Genomic DNA, 20052 nt, shown 5'->3' with positions numbered 1-20052 from the left:
GCACAGCGGCACGCCGTGCCGTGTGATGGCACGGAGGTGGAAAGACAGTGGGCCGGCACTTCCTGCAGATTCCCGGGCCGACCAACGTTCCGGACCGCGTGCTGCGCGCCATCGCCCAGCCGACGATCGACCATCGGGGCCCGGCGTTCGCCGCGCTCGCGACCGAGCTGCTCGAACGGCTTCAGGCGGTCTTCCAGACCGGCTCGCACGTGGTCGTCTACCCGTCGTCGGGGACGGGAGCCTGGGAGGCGGCGCTGGTCAACACGCTGTCGCCGGGCGACAAGGTGGTGGCGTTCGAGACCGGGCACTTCTCCTCGCTGTGGTGCGAGATGGCGGCCCGGCTCGGACTCGTCGTGGACGTGGTCCCGGGCGACTGGCGGCACGGCGCCGACCCTGACGCGCTGGCCGGGCGGCTCACGCCCGACGTGGCCGCCGTCATGGTGGTGCACAACGAGACCTCGACCGGGGTGCGCAGCCGCATCCCGGAGATCCGCGCGGCCATCGACCGGGCCGGGCATCCGGCGCTGCTGCTGGTGGACACGATCTCGTCGCTGGGCTCGATCGACTACCGCCACGACGAGTGGGGCGTGGACGTGACCGTCGGGTGCTCGCAGAAGGGGCTCATGCTGCCGCCCGGCATCGGGTTCAACGCGGTCAGCGCGAAGGCGCTGGCGCACCGGGGGCGGCTGCCACGCTCGTACTGGGACTGGGAGCCGATCATCGCGGCCAACCGGCAGGGCTTCTTCCCGTACACACCGCCGACCAACCTCCTGTACGGCCTGCGCGAAGCGCTCATCATGCTGGCCGAGGAGGGCCTGGACGCGGTCTTCGCCCGGCACGACCGGCACGCCGAGGCGACCCGGCGGGCGGTGCGCGGGTGGGGGCTCGAAGTGCTCTGCGCCGACGACCGGGAGCACTCCAGCGCGCTCACGGCGGTACTGATGCCGGACGGCCACGACGCCGACGCGGTCCGGCGGCTCATCCTGGAGCGCTACGACATGTCACTCGGCACCGGGCTCGGGCGGCTCGCCGGGCGCGTCTTCCGGATCGGGCATTTGGGGCACTTCAACGACCTGATGCTGGCGGGCACGCTGAGCGGGGTCGAGATGGGGCTCTCCGCCTCCGGGGTGCCGATCAAGGAAGGCGGGACACGGGCGGCGCTCGCGTACCTGGAGAGCGCGGAATGAGCGTGGCCAGGACGCTGGCGGCCCTGCTCGCCGGCGACGTCAGGGACGACCCCTACACCCGGCACCTCTACTCCTCCGACGCCAGCATGTACGCCATCGAACCGCTCGCCGTCGCCTTCCCCCGGCACGCCGACGACGTCCAGGCGCTGGTGGCGGCCTGCGGTGAGCTGGGCGTGCCGGTGCTGCCGCGCGGCGCGGGCACCAGCCTGGCCGGTCAGACGGTGGGCGCGGCCGTGATCGTGGACTTCTCCCGGCACATGAACCGGATCCTGGAGATCGACGGCAGGACCGCCGTGGTGCAGCCGGGCGTGGTCCAGGACCAGCTCAACCGGGCGGCCCGCAAGCACGGGCTGATGTTCGGGCCGGACACCTCGACCAGCAACCGGGCCACCATCGGGGGGATGATCGGCAACAACTCGGCCGGCAGCCATTCCGTCCTGTACGGCTCCACGATCGACCACGTGGAGGCCCTGCGGGTGGTGCTCGCCGACGCCACCACACCCGACCTGGCCACCGACCCCCACCTGACCTCCCAGATCGGCGAGATTCTGCGCGGCGTGGACCTGTCGGGCTTCCCGCGCTTCTGGCGCCACTCGGGCGGCTACCGCCTGGACGCCGCCGCGGGCGGCTTCACGGCGAACGGCTTTACGGCGGACGACTCTACGGCGAACGGCTTCACGGCGGGCGGCTCTACGGCGGGCGGCGGGCTCGATCTGACCAAGCTGATCGTCGGGTCCGAGGGCACGCTGGCCGTCGTCACCGAGGCCACGGTCAGGCTGGTGGACCGGCCGCGGGCTAAGGCCATCGCCGTCGGCCACTTCACCTCCACCCCGGCCGCCATCGCCGCCACCGCCGACGCCCTCGGTTTCGGCGCCGCCTCGGTCGAGCTGCTCGACAAGGCCATCCTCGACCTGTCCAGGCAGCGCGTGGACTACGCCAGGCTCGGCGACATCCTGGAGGGCGACCCGGAGGCACTGCTGTTCGTCGAGTTCTTCGGCGACGAGCCCTCCGAAGTGGCCGACCGGGTGGACAAACTGGCCGCCACCTGGAAGGCGAACGGCCACGGCTACCACACGCTCAGGGCCGTCACCGCCGAGCAGCAGACGGCCGTGCTCAAGGTGCGCAAGGCGGGACTCGGCCTGCTGATGGCCTCCAGCGTGGGCAGCCGCCGGCCGCTGGCGTTCGTGGAGGACACGGCCGTGCCGCCGGAGCGGTTGCTGCCGTACGTCGAGGAGTTCGCGGGCATCCTCGACCGGCACGGGCTGCGGGCCGGCTTCTACGGCCACTGCTCGGTCGGCTGCCTGCACATCCGCCCCTTCGTGGACCTGCGCGCGCCCGGCGGGATCGGCACGATGCGCGCGGTCGCCGAGGAGATCGCCGAACTGGCCGCCCGGCACGGCGGCGTGAACTCCAGCGAGCACGGCGACGGGCTGGCGCGCTCGGAGTTCAACCGGCGGCTGTTCGGTGACGAGATCTACGAGGCGATGCGGCAGGTCAAGCGCGTCTTCGACCCGCGTGGGCTGCTCAACCCCGGCAAGATCGTGGACGCGCCGCCGATGACCGACCACCTGCGCGACCCGGCCGCGCCCGAGCCGCGCCCGCTGGCCACCACGCTGAGCTTCGCGGGCGGCATGCACGCCGCGGCCGACCGGTGCATGAACGTCGGCGTCTGCCGCAAGGACGACTCGGGCGTCATGTGCCCCTCCTACATGGCCACCCGCGAGGAGGAGCACTCCACCCGGGGCCGGGCCAACGCCCTGGTCCTGGCCCTGTCGTCACCCGATCCCCGGCAGGCGCTGGGCGACGAGCGGCTGCACGGCATCCTGGACCTCTGCCTGGAGTGCAAGGCGTGCCAGTCGGAGTGTCCGCTCGGGGTGGACATGGCATCGCTGAAGAGCGAGTTCCTGCACCAGTATCAGCAGACGCACGGCGTACCGCTGCGCTCGAAGCTCTTCGGCGCGATCAGGACGCTGAACCGGCTGGGCTCGGCCACCGCGCCGCTGTCCAACCGGCTGGCCGGCCTCGCCCGCGGCCCCCTCGGCCTGAGCCGGCGCCGGCCGCTCCCCCGCTTCCACCGCGACAACCTGCTCCGCTGGCACGCCCGCCGCCCGGCGGCCACCGGCAAGGAGATCATCCTGCTGGCGGACTCCTTCACCACCTTCAGCGAGCCGGCCATCGGGCGGGCGGCCATCGAGCTGCTGGAGCGCGCGGGCCATCGGGTGCGCCTGGCGGCCGAGGGCTGCTGCGGCCGTTCCAGCATCTCCAAGGGCCTGCTCGACCGGGCGCGCACGATGGCGGCGGAGATGGTCGGCCGCCTGGCCGCGTCCGACGCGCCGATCGTCGGCCTGGAGCCGTCCTGCCTGCTCACGCTGAAGGACGAGTACGCCGCCCTGCTCCCGGGCGACCCGCGGGTGGCGGCGGTGGCGGCTCGCGCGCGGCTCGTACCCGAAGTGCTGACCGAGGCGATCGACGACGGCTCGCTGGTGCTCGGCGACGCGCTGAGCGGGCGCGAGATCCTCCTGCACGGCCACTGCCATGAGAAGGCCGTCACCGGCACCGCGGCCACGCGGGCGCTGCTGAACAGAATCCCGGGAGCGGAGGTGACAGAGGTCGACGCCGGCTGCTGCGGTATGGCCGGATCGTTCGGTTTCGAGTCCGAGCACTACGACCTGTCCATGAAGATCGGCGGCCTCCGGCTCTTCCCGGCGATCGCCGCGTCCTCACCCGACACCCTGCTCGCGGCCACGGGGGTCTCATGCCGCCAGCAGATCGCCCACGGGGCGGGACGTACCGCCCGCCACCCGGTCGAGCTCGTCTTCGAGGCGGCCGTCCTGCCATAAACGTCCGGAATCGGTTCGGGGGGAGATCGGAGTACGCAGTGTCCGCAGAGCTCCTGTCCATTCTCGCCCTCATCGTCATGTTCGTCATCGCCACCCTCTTCCCCGTGAACCTGGGGGCGCTGGCCCTCGTCGGCGCCTTCCTGGTCGGCACGCTGGCCGCGAACATGGAGACCGACGCCATCCTGGACGCGTTCCCCGGCAGCCTGTTCGTGATCCTCGTCGGGGTGACGCTGCTGTTCGCGATCGCGACCAACAACGGCACGGTCGACTGGCTCGTACGGGCCGCCGTCCATCTCGTACGGGGCCGGCTGGCGGCCATCCCGCCGGTGGTGTTCGTCATCTCGGCGCTGCTGACGGCGGTGGGCGCCCCGGCGCCGGCGGTGGCGGCGATCCTGGCGCCCATCGCGTTCGGGTTCGCGGCCGACTACCGGATCCATCCGATGCTGATCGGGCTCATGGTGGCGCACGGGACGCAGGCGGGCGCGTTCTCACCGATCAGCGTGCTGGGCGGCATCGTGAACGGCGTCACCAAGGACGCGAACCTGCCCGGCAACAACCTGGTGCTGTTCCTGTCGAGCTTCGCGTTCAACGCCGCCGCGGCCGTGGCCGTCTACTTCGTCTTCGGCGGCCGCGACCTGGTACGGCGCGGCCGCATCGAAACCGCCCCCGCCGACGACGTGGAGCCCTCGGGCGGCGAGACGGCCGGCGGCGGGGTCGATGGCGGCGGTGGCGGCGGGGTCGGGACCACGGTGGCCCGTGACACCACGTTGCGGCTCACCCCGCACCAGGGCCTGACGCTCGCCGGGATCGTCGGCCTCTGCCTGGCCGTGCTGGTGTTCAAGCTCGACGTCGGTCTCACCGCCGTCACCGTGGCCGTCATCCTCTCCCTCACCTCCCCCAAGACGAACAAGGGCGCCGTGGAGAAGGTGGCCTGGCCGACCGTGCTGCTGATCTGCGGCGTCGTCACGTACGTGGGCGTGCTGCAGGAGATCGGCACCGTCGACTACGTGGGCTCGGCCGTGGCCGCGATCGGCATCCCGCTGCTGGTGGCGCTGCTGATCTGCTACGTGGGCGGCGTCGTGTCGGCCTTCGCCTCGACCGTGGGCATCCTGGGGGCGCTGGTGCCGCTGGCCGTACCGCTGCTGTCGCAGGGCAGCCTCGGGCCGATCGCGATGATCGCGGCGCTGTCGGTGTCGTCGGCGATCGTGGACGTCAGCCCGTTCTCCACGACGGGGGCGCTGCTCGTGGCCAACGTCAGGGGCATGGAGCGCGACGACTTCTACCGCAAACTCCTGGCGTACGGCGGCGTGATCGTCGTGGTCGGGCCGCTGGCGGCGTGGGCCGTCCTGGTGGTCCCTGGCTGGCTGGGCTGAGACCCGGACCGGCCGGTCCGCGACGTACGCGACCGGCCGGCTCAGGGCTTGCGTGCCACCCCGGCCAGCCACCATGAGGTGCCCTGCGCACCTGACCAGGACCTGCGCCAGTCCGCCACCCCGACCAGTCCCGGCTCCACCAGCTCCAGCCCGTCGAACAGGGCCCCGATGGCCGCGCGCGAGCGGAAGAACAGCCGGCCGCCGTACACCTGACGGACCCGGGCGATGCGCGGGTCGCCGGGCACGCCCCCGTCGGACAGATGCGTGATCACCACGTGGCTGCCCGACGGCAGCCGATCGAGCAGCCGCCGCACGATCCCGGCCGGGTCATCGGAGTCGGGGACGAAGTGCAGGACCGCGATCAGGACCACCGCCACCGGCCGGCTGAGGTCGAGCAGCCCGGCCAGCCCCGGGGCGGCCAGGATCGCCTCCGGGCACCGCACGTCCCCCTGAACGACCGTGGTGCCGCGGCCCCGGCCGAGCAGGGCGCGCGCGTGGGCGAGCACGACGGGGTCGTTGTCCACGTACGCGACCCTGGCCGCCGGATCGACCCGCTGCGCGACCTGGTGAACGGGACGCCGGGCGGGGATCCCGGCGCCGATGTCCACGAACTGCCGGACCCCCGCCGCCCTGGCCACATGGTCGACGGCGCGGACGAGGAACTCCCGGTTCTCCAAGGCCGCGGCACGGACCTCGGGCGCCATCGAGAGCACACTCTCGGCGGCCGTGCGATCGGCGGCGAAATTGTCCCTGCCCCCGAGGAAGTAGTTGTAGATCCGGGCTACGTTCGGGACTTTCCTATCAATCTCCGGATTGTCCGACATATGCCCGAATATAGATCATCGGGCGACCTGGGCGGATCGGTTCGAGCGACCCGCCCTCCGACCTGCGTACCGAATTGTCCAAAGGACCTTTGGACAATGCTCGGACATAAAACTCTTGGATCGGCGGGGAGCCGCCCGCGAAAGTATTGCCAGAAACACGGGAGGGCACTCATGAGAATGCGCACGAAGGCGGCTTCCGCGGCGGCCACCCCCGCCCCGGCGATCCCCCTCCCGGCGCGGCGACTCCGGGCACTCGACGTCATCCGCTGACCTCCCTCATGCCCCACCACCCACGGGGGCCCCGGCCGGGCGGCACCTCCTGCTCACCCGCTCGGCCGGTCCGGGCGCCTCGGCTTTGATAGCCTCCTTGGTCTCGATGCGTACGACGAGAGAGCCGTACGCATGCGATCGACCGGAGCAGGGGTGGGATGGCGGAGTCGTCCGAATCACAGGACGAAGGGCTGGGGTCGCGGCGGGGGCGCAAGCCGATCCGCCCGAATCCCGAGTCCGGACCCGTCGCGCTGTTCGCCCACCGTCTCTGGGAGCTGAAGGCGCAGGCGGGCGATCCGTCGTTCGCGGACATGGCCTCCCGGATGGGGGCGGCGGCCTCGAAGTCGTCGCTGGCCGCCGCGGCCCGGGGCAGCGCGCTGCCGAGCTGGGAGACGACGTGGGAGTTCGTACGCGTCCTGGCCGTCGATCGGCTGGGCCGCGATGCCGACGAGGTCAGGCGGGAGTGGCGGGCATACTGGGAGCAGGCCGCGGCCACCGAGAACGAGGCGGGCATGCCCGAAACCGCCGGCCAGACCCCCGAACCACCCACCCGCCCGTCGGACCCGTCCAACCCGTCCGCTGACACGACCACCGGCCCGACCACCGGCTCACCCACCGGTTCGTCCGGCAGGAGACTGACCCTGCTGGCCGCGGTCACCGGCGTGGCCGGCCTGGCCGCCGTCCTGCTCGGCTGGGTGATGCCCCTCGTCATGGAGAACGCGAAGAGCACCCCCACCAACCAGCCCACCCCGGCCCAGCCCTCCGCCCCCCGGGACGACTCCGCCTTCGAGGGCGACGTGACCTTCCCGGACGGCAGTGTGGTCAAGAAGGGCGCGGAGTTCGACAAGGTCTGGCGCATCCGCAACGCCGGCAACGTCCCGTGGCAGGGGCGCTACCTCACCCGCATGAACGACACGCCGTGCAAGGCTCCCAAGCGGGTCGGCATCGGCCCGGTCCTGCCCGGTGAGACGGTCGACATCACGGTACGCGTACGCGCCTCGGACAAGCCCGGCCGGTGCAAGATCTTCTGGAAGATGACCGACGAGGACGGCTCCCCGCTCCTCGCCGCCAAGAAACCGATCTTCCTCGACGTCACCGTGGCCTGACCCTCCGGGACCGGCGTGCACAGGCGGCGCGAACACGCGCCCGATGAACGTCGCCCCAACGTTGACCCACTCGGCGGCGACCCCATGACGATCCTTGTCAGGAGTTCATCAACACCTTCATGACAGCTCGGCAAACCTGGCCATATATGGACCAACCGGACGCTGTCACCGTCGAGGTGCCCGCCCTCCTCGCCCCCTGACCGGCATCTGCGGCCCGTCCGAGGACGGCGGCAGAAGGGTCATCCCCTCATGCGCCGCGACCGTGCATTACCCCGTGCCTTACCTCGAACCCTCGGCATCGTCTCCGCCACCGCCCTGACCCTCACGATCACCGCCCAGCCCGCCTCGGCGATCCCGCCCAACATCCCCTCCGCCTCGACCGCCACCTCCCGCCTCGCCGCACTCCCGGTGGCCGCCGAGTCCCACGGCGACACCTACGACCGCGACCTGTTCCCGCACTGGATCACCATCACGGGCACCTGCAACACCCGCGAACAGGTGCTCAAGCGCGACGGCACCAACGTGGTGACGAACTCCGCCTGCGCGGCCACCTCCGGCTCCTGGTACAGCCCGTACGACGGCGCGACCTGGACCGCCGCGAGCGACGTGGACATCGACCACATGGTGGCCCTGGCCGAGGCCTGGTCCTCGGGCGCCTGGAGCTGGACCACCGCCCGCCGCCAGCAGTTCGCCAACGACCTGGGCGGCCCGCAACTGTGGGCCGTGACCGACAACGTCAACCAGTCGAAGTCGGACCGTGACCCGGCCGAGTGGCAACCGCCCCGCACCGCCGAACGCTGCCGGTACGCCCGCGCCTGGATCCAGGTCAAGTGGTACTGGGGCCTGAGCACCGACGCCGCCGAAAAGTCGGCCCTGACCAGCATGCTCGCCACCTGCTGACCCACCCATCACCCGCCCCCGCCGACCCATCGGCCGACGGACGCCGGACGGAGATCGGCGGGGCGGCGGTCAGCTCGCGCGCAACACCCACTCCATCGCGAGGAGGGAGGTTCAGCCGGTGACCCGGGCCAGGAACTGGCCCTTGGCGAGCGCGTCGGTCTCCCGGGTGCCGTAGCCGGTTGCCCACAGGCCGCCGCCCGGCACAGCACCGAGCTGCTTGATCCGGTAGTCGTCGACCAGCGGCGGTTTCGGCGCCTGCTGCCAGGCGGTGCCGTTCCAGCGCAGCAGCACACCGACGCTGCGCGCGGTGGCGTCGTCCTGCCCGCTGCCTCCGGCCCACACCTCGGTGCCCTTCCAGGCCAGCGAGGTGATGGCGGATCCGTACCAGCCGGTGATCGCCGGGGTCGGTGTCACCGTCCACGCGCTGCCGTTCCACCGCATGGCGAACGCCTCGCGCTTCTTGACCGAAATGCCGTTGGCCTCGTAGGTGGTCCGCTGACCGGCCGCCCACACCTCGCCGGGCCGCGCGGCCACCGCGTCCAGGGCGGTCTCGACCAGCGCTTCCTTCGGCGGATCCGGCAGCCGGGACCAGGTGCGGCCGTCCCAGTGCAGCACCAGGGTGTGCGCGTCGGTGCCCGGCCCGTAGCGGTTGGTGGTGCCGACCGCCCAGACGTCGTCCGGCGCCAGAGCGTGCACCGCGCTCAGGTCGGTGCTGCCCGGGAGCGGCGGGAGGCTCATCTTCTGCCAGGCGGTGCCGTCCCAGCGGATCACGCCCGCCGTGGAAACCCCGCTGCTCGACTGGTCGGACCTGCCGACCGCGAAGGCGGTGCCGCCCACCGCGGCGACATCATCGAGGTAGAAGGGGTTGTTCTGGTCGGTCGGGTACGGAGTGAGGGTCCAGGCCGTGCCGTTCCAGTGGTAGGCGATGGCCGAACCGGTGGCCCACACGTCGTTGTCCGCGGCGGCCGACACCGAGGTCAGCGCGCCGCGGCAGGTGGCGTCCGGCCGGTCGTTCACCCATGTCTGACCGTTCCAGCGGAACAGGTCGGGGCAGACCACACCCGGCGGCGGGTACGGCCACCCCTCCATCCGCACCTGCCCCACGGCCCAGGCCTGGGTGCCGCTCAGCGCGGCGACGTCGTTGAGTTCCTTGAGCTGCTTCCCGGAATCGGAGTATCCGTAGGGAAAGGACAGGTGGTCCCAGACCGGCGCGAGTGTCGCACCCGCCGGGGCCGCGGTCGCCAAGCTCGCGGTGAGCGCGACCGCGCCGAGAATTCCGCTGGATGTCAGGGATAAGATTTTTCGCTTGGTCACGAACGCTTTCGTACCATCGCCGGTCAGCCGCGCACATGGCCCAGGGAACGCATAGGGGCCTTGAAGGAATCATAGGGGCCTTAGGGGTGCCCTACTGGCGCGTCCGTGATCGATAGGTGTCAGTTCGCGCCGGATCGGCGGTAGCGGGATGGGGAGACGCCGTAGTGGGCGACGAAAGCCTGGCGCAGGCTCTCCGCCGAGCCGAACCCGCACCGCACCGCCACCTCCGACGTAGGCAGCGACGACGATGACAGGAGCTGGGCGGCGGCCTCGATGCGGGCCTGCCGGACATAGCGGCCCGGGGTCAGGCCGAGGTGTTCCAGGCAGAGCCGCGTCAGGTGCCGTTCGCTCACGTTGAGCCGGGCGGCCAGCGCCGCCGCGCTCAAATCGCCGTCGAGGTGCAGCGTGATGTGGTCGACGGCCCGCCTGACCAGCGGATGCCCAGGTGGCGGCCCGCTCACGAACATGCTGACCTGCGCCTGGTTCCCCGGCCGCTGCAGGTACGTCACCACCCCCCTGGCCACCTTCCTGGCCAGCGCCGTGCCATGGTCCTCCTCGATGAACGCCAGCGTCAGGTCGAGCGCGCTGGTGACCCCGGCCGCGGTGGAGACCTTGCCCTCGCGGATGTAGATGGGCGCCGGGTCCACGGTCACCTCGGGATGGCGGGCGGCCAGCAGCCGGGCGTAGTTCCAGTGGGTCGTCGCCCGCCGCCCGTCCAGCAGGCCCGCGGCGGCCAGCACGGAAGCACCCGTACAGAGTGAGGCCACCCGCCGGCTCACCTCGGACAGGCGCCGGATGTGCCCGACGAGCCGCCGGTTGTCGGCGGCCTCCTCGTGCCCGGCCCCGCCCGAGACGATCAGGGTGTCGAGCGGCCCGGTGATGCGCTCGATGGCGTCCTGTCCGCGCAGCGTGAGGCCGGAGTCGCAGGTGAAGTCGGCGCCGCCGGGAGAGGCCAGGACGATCCGGTACGCGGGATCTCCCCCAAGGCTGTTGGCCAGGTAGAGCGGAGTGGTCGCACAGGAGATGTCGAGAAGCTCTGAACCCGGATATCCGACGACAACGGTCAGCCGCTCATCCATCGGGTGAACCATCCCTCTTGAGGACAGATACGGGCCCCAAGCTTAAGTCAGAACGTCAGGCGAAGTAGGCGCTCGCCGCCGGCGTCGCCAGCAGGACGATGACCAGGATCGAGCCCAGGGTGGCGAGAAGGAACCGGATCACGATCATGGCCGACGCCCAGGCGGGCAGGGCGGCTCGCGCGGCTCCCACCACCGCGGCGGCGTCGAGGTCGCGCACCGCCGGGTCGGCCGATCTCCTGAAGACGGCAGCGACGACCTTCTCGGCGAACATCTGGCTGACCATGACGGCCGCGCCCGCGGTGGTCATGAGCCCCGCGGCCACCCAGGACGCGATCCGGCCTGGCCCGCTGCCGGCCAGCGTGAGCACGCCCAGCACGGTCATGACGACCGCGATGGACACCGGGAACAGCAACTCGGTGATGGTCTCCTCGAACTTGATCCGGTGCCGGGCGAGGACGTCCCCGGGCAGCCCGTGCCTGGCCAGAACGGCCTCGGCGGCCCGCTGCGCGCGGCCCCCGTGCGTGTGGACGGCGATGGACATGATCATGAAGGTCGCCGCGAGCAAGAACTGCAGCACCGAGGCGATGACGACGCTAACCGGCATGACGAAGCCCTCCTGAAGTCGACTTGCACATTGTTCAAGTCAAGACCATAGGCACCACTTGAACAATGTGCAAGTGGCGATCGGCGATGGCCCGTGTAAGTTTCACGATCGGTTGACGCCCGATTTGAACGTTGTAATACTCCCTGCGAATTCAGCCCCCGGCCTGCTCCTCAAGCCGCAGGTCAGGCGAATGAATCGATTCACTCCAGACCCCACGACAGGAGCGGAGCATGCGACGGATCTCTCTCGCGGCCGGTCTCACCGCGTTGGCGCTCATGGCGACCTCGATGTCCGCACCGGCCGGCGCCTCAGCGAACAGGCTGGCCTGCGGCGACGGCTCGTACAACGCGGAGGCCGTGCTGAGCGGCAGCACCTGGACCGCCCGCAACGGCACCAGGACCGTCTACACCGGAACCGGCATGCTGCCGGCCATGCAGGCCGCGGTCGGCAGCCTGACGGCGGGGCGCACCTCGAAGCAGCGGGTCGTCGTGCGCGGCTCGGGCTCGATGAGCGCGGGCTCGCGCCTCTCCCTGCCGAGCTACACGGTGCTCGACGTCTGCGGCACCGTCAACGTGACCGGTTCAGGCTCCGGCGACCAGGCCGTCGTGTACGCCAGGGGCGTCACGGACGTCGAGGTCCAGAACCTGAAGGTCACCGGCGCCCCCCTGTACGGCATCTTCGTCCGCAACGGCGTCAACATCACCCTCGGCCAGATCGACATGCGCCTGTCCGGCGGCCTGGGCATCCGCATCGACAACCACGGCGACCGCAGCGTACGCACCAGGAACGTCCGGATCGACAACGTCTACGTGTCGGGCACGAGCACCCACGGCGTGGAGACGTACGGACTCGACGGCCTCACGGTCGGCACCGTCACGGCGCGCGGCACCGGCCACTCCGGCCTGCTGCTGAACGACACGATCAACGCCAGCGTGAACCTCGTCGACGCCCAGAACGCCGGCACCGGCACCGGCTACGCCGCCTTCCGCATGGCCAACAGGAACGGCCGGATCGGCAGCGGCTATCCCACCAACATCCGCGTCAACCAGGTCATCGCGCGCGGCGGCGGGCGCGGCGTCTTCTGCGTGTCGGAGAGCGGCGGCGCCATCATCAACCGGGTCGATCTCGCACAGACCGGCAACAACGCCATCCTCATCGAGAACTGCTACAACGTGAACATCGCCGCCCAGAGCGGCACCGTGAACGGCGGCGGCGAGATCCGGCTCGCGGCCCGCTCGGAGTTCCCCAACACCTCCGACATCCTCATCCAGAACCTGACGGTGACCAACTCCGCCATCACCGAGAACCCGTGCGGGATCAACACGACCTTCAGGAACAACACGCTCGTCAACAGCCGGCAGACCATCTGCTGACGGCCATAACACCGTGATAGGGGCAATCTGGTACGTCTCCCGGGCGCGGGGGTGCGCATACCGTGACAGCACCCCCCAACCCCCGGAGGAGGCTCCGTGCCAAGACCCCTTCGCTTAGCGCTCTCCGTCGCCCTCACCCTCTCCTTCCTCCTGGTCACCTCGCCCGCGCAGGCGGCCGCCCTGGTCCGCGTGCTCCGCTACGACGTGAGCCGGGCCGCGGAGTTCGTGAACGTGGTGAACCAGGGAGCCCAGGTCTGGAACGCCAGTGTCGTCAACGTACGGCTGATGCAGGGCTCACCCGCCAGCTTCGTGGTGATCGCCGACAACGGCTGGCCGCGGGCGCTGCCCACCAGCCTGGGCCGCGGCACGATCTGGATGGGCCGGCAGGCCGTCGACCAGGGCTACTCCCCCGTACGCATCGCCGCCCACGAGATCGGCCACATCCTGGGCCTGCCCGACCGGCGCACCGGACGCTGCACGGACCTGATGTCGGGCTCCAGCGCCCCCGTGAGCTGCACGAACGCCAACCCCAGTGCGGCCGAACGGGCCGAGGTCGACCGCAACTTCGCCGGTAGCACACCGGCGGTGGAGTTCGGGCGGGTGCACGAGGACCGCTGACCCGCCCTCCTTCGAGACCGCGCGGCGGCATCCCGTACGCAGGGTGCCGCCGCGCGGCTCGTCCGGCTCACGCGCAGGTGTAGGCCGACGGCACGGCGGTGTCGCCGTTCGGGCGGGTGGCCTGGAAGCCGAACGACGTGCCGCCGGACGGCGCGAGGGTGCCGTTGTGGGCGGCGTTGCGGGCGGTGACGGTCTGCCCGCTGACGCTCAGCGCCGTGTTCCAGGAGCCGGTGACCGTGTGGCCGGGCGGCAGGGTGAAGGTGACGCTCCAGCCGCTCTTCTGGGTGGTGCCGGTGTTGGTCACGGCGGCCTGGATGACGTAGCCGGTGCTCCACTGGGTCTGCGTGGACGGGGTGACCGAGCAGCCGCCCGTCCCGCCGCCCGCGGTGGTGACCGTGACCGTGCCGGAGCGCGGTGATCGGTTGCCGGCGGCGTCCCTGGCGTACACGGCGAAGGTGTAGGAGGTGCTCGCGGCGAGCCCGGTGACGGTGGCCGGGGACGTCGCGGAGGTGGCGGCCGGCGTCTCGGTGGCGCCCTGCACCCGTACGACGTCGTAGCCGGTCACGCCCACGTTGTCGCTCGACGCCGCCCAGGCGAGGGCCACCGACGACGCGGTGATCGACGACGCGGCGGGGGTGCCGGGGGCGGTGGGCGGGCTGGTGTCGTTCTGGGGCGGCTGGTACGTGAGCCCCGCCCCGTACGCGAACAGCGGCGTCTTCCCGTCACCCGAGTTGATCGGCTGCTGGGAGGCGCTGCTCATCCACGTCATGGGCAGTTTGCCACCCGGCTGCACGACCCCGAACAGCACGTCGGCCACGCCCTGCCCCTCGGTCCCCGGCAGCCAGGCGGCGACCAGCGCGTTCCAGTTCGGCACCTGGGCGGCGATGTCGAGCGGCCGCCCGGACACCAGCACCACGACCACCGGCACACCCGAGGCGCGCAGGGTGGCGATGGTGTTCAGGTCGGTGGTGTCCAGCCCCAGAGAGCCCGGCCGGTCACCCTCGCCCTCCGCGTACGGCGTCTCCCCGACCACGGCGATGGCCACCCGGTAGGAGCCGTCGATGCCGCCGCCGTCCCGGCTGTAGGTGACCGTGGCCCCGGAGCCGACGGTGTTCCTGATCCCCTGCAGGATCGTCGTGCCGGGGGTGATGTTGCCCGGCGAGCCCTGCCACGAGATCGTCCAGCCGCCGCTCTGGTTGCCGATGTCGTCGGCGCTCTTGCCCGCCACGAAGATCTTGCCGCCGGTCCTGGCGAGGGGCAGCAGGTTCGCGCTGTTCTTCAGCACGACCTGCGACTTGGCCACCGCCTCGCGCGCCAGCGCCCGGTGCGCCGCGCTGCCCACGGTCGCGGTGTAGGCCCGGTCCGTCAGCGGCTTCTCGAACAGCCCCAGCTCGAACTTCTTCGTCAGCACGCGCCGCACCGCGTCGTCCACCCGCGCCGTGCTCACCCGCCCGGCCTGTACCTCGGCCCGCAGCAGGTCGATGAACTGCCGCCACGCGGTCGGCACCATGATCATGTCGATCCCGGCGTTCACCGCGGACCGTACGTCGCTCGCCGACATCCCGGCCGCGCCGTCGATCTGGTCGATCCCGTTCCAGTCGGACACCACGAACCCGCCGAACGCCAGCTCGCCCTTGAGCACGGTGGTGATCAGGTACTGGTGGCCGTGCAGCTTGGCCCCGTTCCAGCTGCTGAACGACACCATCACCGACCCGACCCCACGCTCCACGGCGGCTCGGAACGGCGGCAGGTGAACCGCCCGCAGCTCGGCCTCGGACAGTTGCGTGTCGCCCTGGTCGGTGCCGCCGGTGGTGCCGCCGTCGCCGACGTAGTGCTTGGCGGTGGCCAGCACGGACGCGGGCCCGTTCAGCGCGGCGCCCTGCAGGCCGGTGACGATGGTGGCCATGGACGAGGGCACCTCGGGCGTCTCGCCGAAGGACTCGTACGTACGCCCCCAGCGGTCGTTCCGCGCCACGCACAGGCAGGGCGCGAAGTTCCAGTCGATCCCGGTCCCCGACACCTCCTCGGCCACGGCCCGCCCGATCCGCTCCACCAGCGCGGGATCCCGGCTGGCGCCCAGGCCGATGTTGTGCGGGAAGATCGTCGCGCCGTGGACGTTGTTGTGCCCGTGCACGGCGTCCACCCCGTAGATCATCGGGATGCCGAGCGGCGTGGCCAGCGCCGCGTTCTGGAACCTGTCGTACATGTCCGCCCACCCCGCCGCCGTATTGGGCGACGGCGCCGACCCGCCACCCGACAGCACCGAGCCGAGCCGGTAGGTGGTGATGTCGGACGCGCTGACGGAACCGCGCTCGGCCTGGGTCATCTGGCCGAGCTTCTCATCGAGCGACATCCGCGACATGAGGTCGGCTACCCGGTCAGGGACGGGAAGGGTCGGATCCTGGTAGGGGAAGGCGGCGGTGGCGGTCGCCGGGGACGCGACCAGGGTGGCGGCGACCAGCAGCGACGCCGCCGCCCTGCTCATCCATCTCATACTCATGGCACGCTGCTCCGGCTCGGTCGGGGGGTCGGTTGGGAGCGCTCCCAAAGCCGACTGTAGGTCACATCCCCCGCCTCACTCCACCGCCGCGTCCCCCACCAGGGCAAACAGGCCCGGCGCGGTGAAACTTTCACCTCCTGGCGCCCGGCCGCGCGATGAGTCATCCTCGATCATGCTTCGACTTCTGCCGGGACTCGCGGTCGTGAAGGGCTACCAGCGCGCGTGGTTGCGGGGTGACCTGCTGGCCGGGGTGACCGTGGCGGCCTATCTGGTCCCCCAGGTGATGGCGTACGCGACGGTGGCCGGGCTGCCGCCCGTGACCGGGCTGTGGGCGATGCTGGCGCCGCTGGCCCTGTACGCCGTCCTCGGCTCCTCCCGCCTGCTCTCCGTCGGCCCCGAGTCCACCACCGCGCTGATGACCGCCGCCGCCATCGGGCCCCTGGCGGCCGGGGATCCGGCGCGGTACGCGTCCCTGGCCGCCGCGCTCGCCGTCCTCGTCGGGCTGCTCTGCCTGGGCTGCCGGCTGCTGCGCCTGGGGTTCGTGGCCGACCTGCTGTCGCGGCCGATCCTGGTCGGCTACCTGGCCGGGGTGGCCGTGACGATGGTGATCGGGCAGCTCGGCAAGCTCACCGGCACGCCCGTGGCGGGCGACTCGCTGGTCGAGCAGGTCGTCTCGTTCGCCCGGCTGCTTCCCCAGGCGCACCTGGGCACCGTGCTCATGGCCGGCGGCGTGCTGGCGTTCCTGTTCGTGCTGCAGTGGCGGCTGCCCGCCGTGCCCGCGCCGCTGCTCGCGGTGCTGCTGGCGACCGGCTGTGTGATGGTGTTCGGGTTGGACGCCCAAGGGGTCAGGGTGGTGGGCGAGGTGCCCACCGGGCTGCCCGCGCCGGCGATTCCGCCGCTGGGCGATCTGCTGCTGCCCGCGATCGGGGTGTTCCTCGTCGGCTACACCGACAACATGCTCACCGCCCGCTCCTTCGCCGCCCGCCACAACCAGGACATCGACGCCGACCAGGAGCTGCTCGCGCTGGGCGCGGCGAACCTCGGGGCGGGGGCGCTGCAGGGATTCCCGGTCAGCAGTAGCGGCAGTCGGACCGCCCTGGCCGACGCGGCGGGGGCGCGCACACAGCTCTACTCGCTCGCCTGCCTGGTGGCCGTGGTCGCGGTGCTGCTGTTCGCCGGGCCGCTGCTCGCCTTCTTCCCCGCCGCCGCGCTCGGCGCGATCGTCGTCTACGCCGCCACACGGCTGATCGAACTGCCCGAGTTCCGGCGGCTCGCCCGGTTCCGCCGGGCCGAGTTGCTGCTCGCGCTCGGCGCGCTCGCCGGCGTGCTGGTCTTCGACATCCTGTACGGCATCCTGCTCGCGGTCGCCCTGTCCGTCGTCGAGATGCTGGCCCGCGTCGCCCGCCCCCACGACGCCATCCTGGGCCTGGTGCCCGGGCTGGCCGGCATGCACGACATCGACGACCACCCCGAGGCCCGGACGATCCCCGGCCTTCTCGTCTATCGGTACGACTCCCCTCTGTTCTTCGCCAACGCCCAGGACTTCCGCCGCCGCGCCCTGAGATCCGTGGCCGGGCAGCGCGACCCCGTCCGCTGGTTCGTGCTCAACGCCGAGGCCAACGTCGAGGTCGACATCACCGCCCTGGACGCCCTCGATCTGCTGCGCCGCGAGCTGAACCGGCGCGGCATCGTCTTCGCCATGGCGCGGGTCAAGCAGGATCTGCGCGACCGGCTCGACGCGTACGGGCTGACCGGCTCGGTCGGGACGGACCTGATCTTTCCCACGCTGCCCACGGCGGTCGAGGCGTACGAGCGGTGGGAGCGCGAGCACCGATGAAACTTTCACGGCGACTTTACCGGCTGTGAGGATCTGCCGATAATACGAGGAAAGCGCTTTCCATCGACCTGCGGAGAGCATCATGCCCTTCACCTCGTTAACGGCGGCCCTGGTCACGGCCGCCGCGCTCACTCTGACCCCGGCGCACAGCTCGGTGGATCCTGCCGGCGCGTCGGCTGCGGCGGCGGCCGACGCGCCGGTCGGGTTCGCCGCCGTCAACGCGCTCGGCCAGAACGGCACCACCGGCGGCGCCGCCGGCCGGACCGTCACCGCGACCAACGCCGACCAGTTCCTTGAGTACATCGACAGCCTCGAACCCCTCGTCATCCGGGTCTCGGGCACGATCACGATCGAGAGCAAGCAGGGGGTGCGCCCGAACAAGACCATCGTGGGCGTCGGCTCGACCGGGCACATCACGGGCGGCGGCCTGGACTTCTACCGGTCGTACAACGTGATCGTGCGCAACCTGCGCTTCACCAACGCCGAGGACGACGCCGTCAACATCGGGCAGAACTCGCACCACATCTGGATCGACCACAACACGTTCTCGGGCGCCGTGGACGGGTCGGTGGACGTCGTACGGGGCGCCGACTACGTCACCGTCTCGTGGAACCACTTCGACCATTCCGACAAGTCCATGCTGATCAGCCACTCCGACGGCGCGGCCGGCACCGACGTCGGGCATCTGAAGGTGAGCGTTCACCACAACTTCTTCGACAACAGCCGCCAGCGGCATCCGCGCATCAGGTTCGGCGAGCCGGTGCACATCTTCAACAACTACTTCCTCGGCAACGAGCTGTACGGGGTGGCCTCCACCGAGAACGCCGGCGCCGTGGTCGAGGGCAACTACTTCGAGAACGTGCCGCATCCGCTCTACTCGGCCAGTGGCTACGCCGACAGCGGCCCCGGCCGGGCCGTGCAGCGGAACAACGTGTTCGTGAACTCGGGCATCCCGGAGGTCGCGGGCACCGTGGTCGAGCCGCGCACCTTCTACGCGTACACGGTCGATCCGCCGCAGGGTGTCCCGGCGGCGGTCCGGGCCGGCGCGGGCCACGGCAGGATCTCCCCGGCGGCGCTCCTCCAGCAGGCCGCCACGCTCGTGGTCGCGCCCGGCGGTGACGACGCCGCCCCGGGCACCGCCGACCGCCCCCTGGCCACGGTCCAGCGCGCCATCGACCTGGCCCAGCCCGGCACGACCATCCTCGTCCGCCGGGGCACCTACGCCCTGACGAAGAACCTGCAGATCCTCAAGAGCGGCACCGCCGCCGCGCCCATCACGCTCAGCGCGTACCCGGGCGAAAGGGTGCTGATCGACGGCGAAGCCCTCCCCCACACCCCGGCCCCTGTCGGCGGCAGCATCCCGAACGGCGAGCGCGGCGCCATCCACATGGAGGCGTCCTACTGGCGGATCAGCGGGCTGGAGATCGCCAACGGCCCGTACGGGATCTTCTGCAGGGCCTGCGACAGCAACGTCTTCGACCGGCTCGTCACCCGCGACAACTACGAGAGCGGCCTGCACATTCAGGGCGCGAGTGGCAACAACGCCATCCTCAACCTGGACAGCTACGGCAACCGCGACCCCCGCAAGAACGGCGAGAGCGCCGACGGCCTGGCGATCAAGGAGGGCAGCGGCACGGGCAACGTCGTCAGGGGCGCCCGGCTGTGGAACAACTCCGACGACGGGTTCGACGCGTGGGAGTTCCTGTCGCCGATCGTCATCGAGGGCGGCGTCGCGTACGGGAACGGCTTCAACCGCTGGAACCTGCCCGACTACACGGGCGACGGCAACGGGTTCAAGCTGGGCGGCGGGGACGAGGACCTGCCGGCCGCCCATGTCGTACGCAACAGCATGGCCTTCCGCAACCAGGTGGGCGGGTTCATCGACAACGCCAACCCCGGCGCGCTGGCCGTGAGCCGCAGCACCGCGTGGCGTAACGGCGGGACCGGGTTCGACTTCGCCGACGCGAGCGCCACCCTCACCCGCGACCTGTCGGCGGTCAACGGCAAGGCGGTCGATCTGGGATCGTCGTCCACGGGCGGCGGCAACTCCTGGAACCTGGGCGGCACCTGGGACGACGCCGCGCTCGTCAGCACCGACCCCTCGATCCTGACCGGCCCTCGCCGGGCGGACGGGAGCATTCCCTCGTCGTCCTTCCTGCGCCCCAAGAGCGGCGCCGACCTGGGGGCCCGTCTCTAGAAGCCGCCGGGCCCGTCCCGCCTGCCCCCG

14 protein-coding genes are annotated in these 20052 nt (G+C 71.2%); 9 read left to right on the top strand and 5 right to left on the bottom strand.

The features are described 5' to 3' along the window. The first annotated feature begins 47 nt into the window (after positions 1 to 47). The 3 genes from C4V41_RS04230 to C4V41_RS04220 are packed head-to-tail and all read left to right on the top strand — an operon-like array spanning position 48 to position 5400. Positions 48 to 1187 carry a pyridoxal-phosphate-dependent aminotransferase family protein gene (locus C4V41_RS04230; RefSeq protein WP_103954354.1) on the top strand — a complete coding sequence of 380 codons (1140 nt, stop codon included), beginning with the start codon at positions 48 to 50 and terminating at the stop codon, positions 1185 to 1187. Further along, the gene (locus C4V41_RS04225; protein ID WP_103954353.1) at positions 1184 to 4027 is read left to right on the top strand and encodes an FAD-binding and (Fe-S)-binding domain-containing protein; all 2844 of its coding nucleotides are present in this window, start codon (positions 1184 to 1186) and stop codon (positions 4025 to 4027) included. The genes C4V41_RS04230 and C4V41_RS04225 overlap by 4 nt, the downstream gene beginning before the upstream one ends. A gap of 38 nt (positions 4028 to 4065) precedes the next feature. Next, positions 4066 to 5400, top strand: coding sequence for an SLC13 family permease (locus tag C4V41_RS04220; protein WP_103954352.1), 1335 nt, complete (start codon positions 4066 to 4068; stop codon positions 5398 to 5400). Positions 5401 to 5441: 41 nt separating this feature from the next. Here C4V41_RS04220 and C4V41_RS04215 read toward each other — a convergent pair whose 3' ends face one another. Beyond that, positions 5442 to 6224: an SAM-dependent methyltransferase gene (locus C4V41_RS04215; RefSeq protein ID WP_103954351.1), complete on the bottom strand. Its 783-nt coding sequence runs from the start codon at positions 6222 to 6224 to the stop codon at positions 5442 to 5444. Between the two features lie 428 nt (positions 6225 to 6652). Here C4V41_RS04215 and C4V41_RS65240 point away from each other — a divergent pair, with 428 nt between their 5' ends. Then, positions 6653 to 7600, top strand: coding sequence for an NBR1-Ig-like domain-containing protein (locus tag C4V41_RS65240; protein ID WP_103954350.1), 948 nt, complete (start codon positions 6653 to 6655; stop codon positions 7598 to 7600). Positions 7601 to 7849: 249 nt separating this feature from the next. Continuing rightward, positions 7850 to 8500, top strand: coding sequence for an HNH endonuclease family protein (locus C4V41_RS65235; RefSeq protein WP_103954349.1), 651 nt, complete (start codon positions 7850 to 7852; stop codon positions 8498 to 8500). A 111-nt stretch (positions 8501 to 8611) separates the two neighbouring features. Here C4V41_RS65235 and C4V41_RS04200 read toward each other — a convergent pair whose 3' ends face one another. From C4V41_RS04200 to C4V41_RS04190, 3 genes are all read right to left on the bottom strand, one after another. After that, positions 8612 to 9814 (bottom strand): hypothetical protein, encoded by a 1203-nt coding sequence (locus C4V41_RS04200; RefSeq protein ID WP_146103523.1) that lies wholly within the window; start codon positions 9812 to 9814, stop codon positions 8612 to 8614. Positions 9815 to 9933: 119 nt separating this feature from the next. Continuing rightward, positions 9934 to 10893: a GlxA family transcriptional regulator gene (locus C4V41_RS04195; RefSeq protein WP_103954347.1), complete on the bottom strand. Its 960-nt coding sequence runs from the start codon at positions 10891 to 10893 to the stop codon at positions 9934 to 9936. Between the two features lie 55 nt (positions 10894 to 10948). Continuing rightward, on the bottom strand, positions 10949 to 11497 hold the full coding sequence (locus C4V41_RS04190; RefSeq protein ID WP_103954346.1) for a hypothetical protein: 549 nt from the start codon (positions 11495 to 11497) through the stop codon (positions 10949 to 10951). A 230-nt stretch (positions 11498 to 11727) separates the two neighbouring features. Between C4V41_RS04190 and C4V41_RS04185 the strand changes: the two genes are divergently transcribed. Both C4V41_RS04185 and C4V41_RS04180 read left to right on the top strand, forming a co-directional pair. Continuing rightward, the gene (locus C4V41_RS04185) at positions 11728 to 12870 is read left to right on the top strand and encodes a right-handed parallel beta-helix repeat-containing protein (protein WP_103954345.1); all 1143 of its coding nucleotides are present in this window, start codon (positions 11728 to 11730) and stop codon (positions 12868 to 12870) included. 96 nt (positions 12871 to 12966) lie between these two features. Then, the gene (locus C4V41_RS04180) at positions 12967 to 13488 is read left to right on the top strand and encodes a snapalysin family zinc-dependent metalloprotease (protein WP_103954344.1); all 522 of its coding nucleotides are present in this window, start codon (positions 12967 to 12969) and stop codon (positions 13486 to 13488) included. 67 nt (positions 13489 to 13555) lie between these two features. Here C4V41_RS04180 and C4V41_RS04175 read toward each other — a convergent pair whose 3' ends face one another. Next, positions 13556 to 15988: a glycoside hydrolase family 3 N-terminal domain-containing protein gene (locus tag C4V41_RS04175; protein ID WP_103954343.1), complete on the bottom strand. Its 2433-nt coding sequence runs from the start codon at positions 15986 to 15988 to the stop codon at positions 13556 to 13558. A 172-nt stretch (positions 15989 to 16160) separates the two neighbouring features. Here C4V41_RS04175 and C4V41_RS04170 point away from each other — a divergent pair, with 172 nt between their 5' ends. Together C4V41_RS04170 and C4V41_RS04165 are read left to right on the top strand one after the other, a co-directional pair. Then, positions 16161 to 17825 (top strand): SulP family inorganic anion transporter, encoded by a 1665-nt coding sequence (locus C4V41_RS04170; protein ID WP_103954342.1) that lies wholly within the window; start codon positions 16161 to 16163, stop codon positions 17823 to 17825. An 82-nt stretch (positions 17826 to 17907) separates the two neighbouring features. Further along, positions 17908 to 20022: a pectate lyase family protein gene (locus tag C4V41_RS04165; RefSeq protein WP_103954341.1), complete on the top strand. Its 2115-nt coding sequence runs from the start codon at positions 17908 to 17910 to the stop codon at positions 20020 to 20022. Positions 20023 to 20052: the final 30 nt, after the last annotated feature.

This window comes from Nonomuraea solani (assembly GCF_900108335.1).
Classification (GTDB): domain Bacteria; phylum Actinomycetota; class Actinomycetes; order Streptosporangiales; family Streptosporangiaceae; genus Nonomuraea; species Nonomuraea solani.
This window is presented reverse-complemented; position numbering and strand designations above follow the sequence as displayed.

What these genes read in the sequence shown, in the direction of transcription:
- C4V41_RS04225 (WP_103954353.1), top strand. Translation starts at nt 1,184, where the DNA reads ATGAGCGTGGCCAGGACGCTGGCGGCCCTGCTCGCCGGCGACGTCAGG.
- C4V41_RS04215 (WP_103954351.1), bottom strand. Translation starts at nt 6,224, where the DNA reads ATGTCGGACAATCCGGAGATTGATAGGAAAGTCCCGAACGTAGCCCGG.
- C4V41_RS65240 (WP_103954350.1), top strand. Translation starts at nt 6,653, where the DNA reads ATGGCGGAGTCGTCCGAATCACAGGACGAAGGGCTGGGGTCGCGGCGG.
- C4V41_RS65235 (WP_103954349.1), top strand. Translation starts at nt 7,850, where the DNA reads ATGCGCCGCGACCGTGCATTACCCCGTGCCTTACCTCGAACCCTCGGC.
- C4V41_RS04195 (WP_103954347.1), bottom strand. Translation starts at nt 10,893, where the DNA reads ATGGATGAGCGGCTGACCGTTGTCGTCGGATATCCGGGTTCAGAGCTT.
- C4V41_RS04190 (WP_103954346.1), bottom strand. Translation starts at nt 11,497, where the DNA reads ATGCCGGTTAGCGTCGTCATCGCCTCGGTGCTGCAGTTCTTGCTCGCG.
- C4V41_RS04185 (WP_103954345.1), top strand. Translation starts at nt 11,728, where the DNA reads ATGCGACGGATCTCTCTCGCGGCCGGTCTCACCGCGTTGGCGCTCATG.
- C4V41_RS04175 (WP_103954343.1), bottom strand. Translation starts at nt 15,988, where the DNA reads ATGAGTATGAGATGGATGAGCAGGGCGGCGGCGTCGCTGCTGGTCGCC.
- C4V41_RS04170 (WP_103954342.1), top strand. Translation starts at nt 16,161, where the DNA reads ATGCTTCGACTTCTGCCGGGACTCGCGGTCGTGAAGGGCTACCAGCGC.
- C4V41_RS04165 (WP_103954341.1), top strand. Translation starts at nt 17,908, where the DNA reads ATGCCCTTCACCTCGTTAACGGCGGCCCTGGTCACGGCCGCCGCGCTC.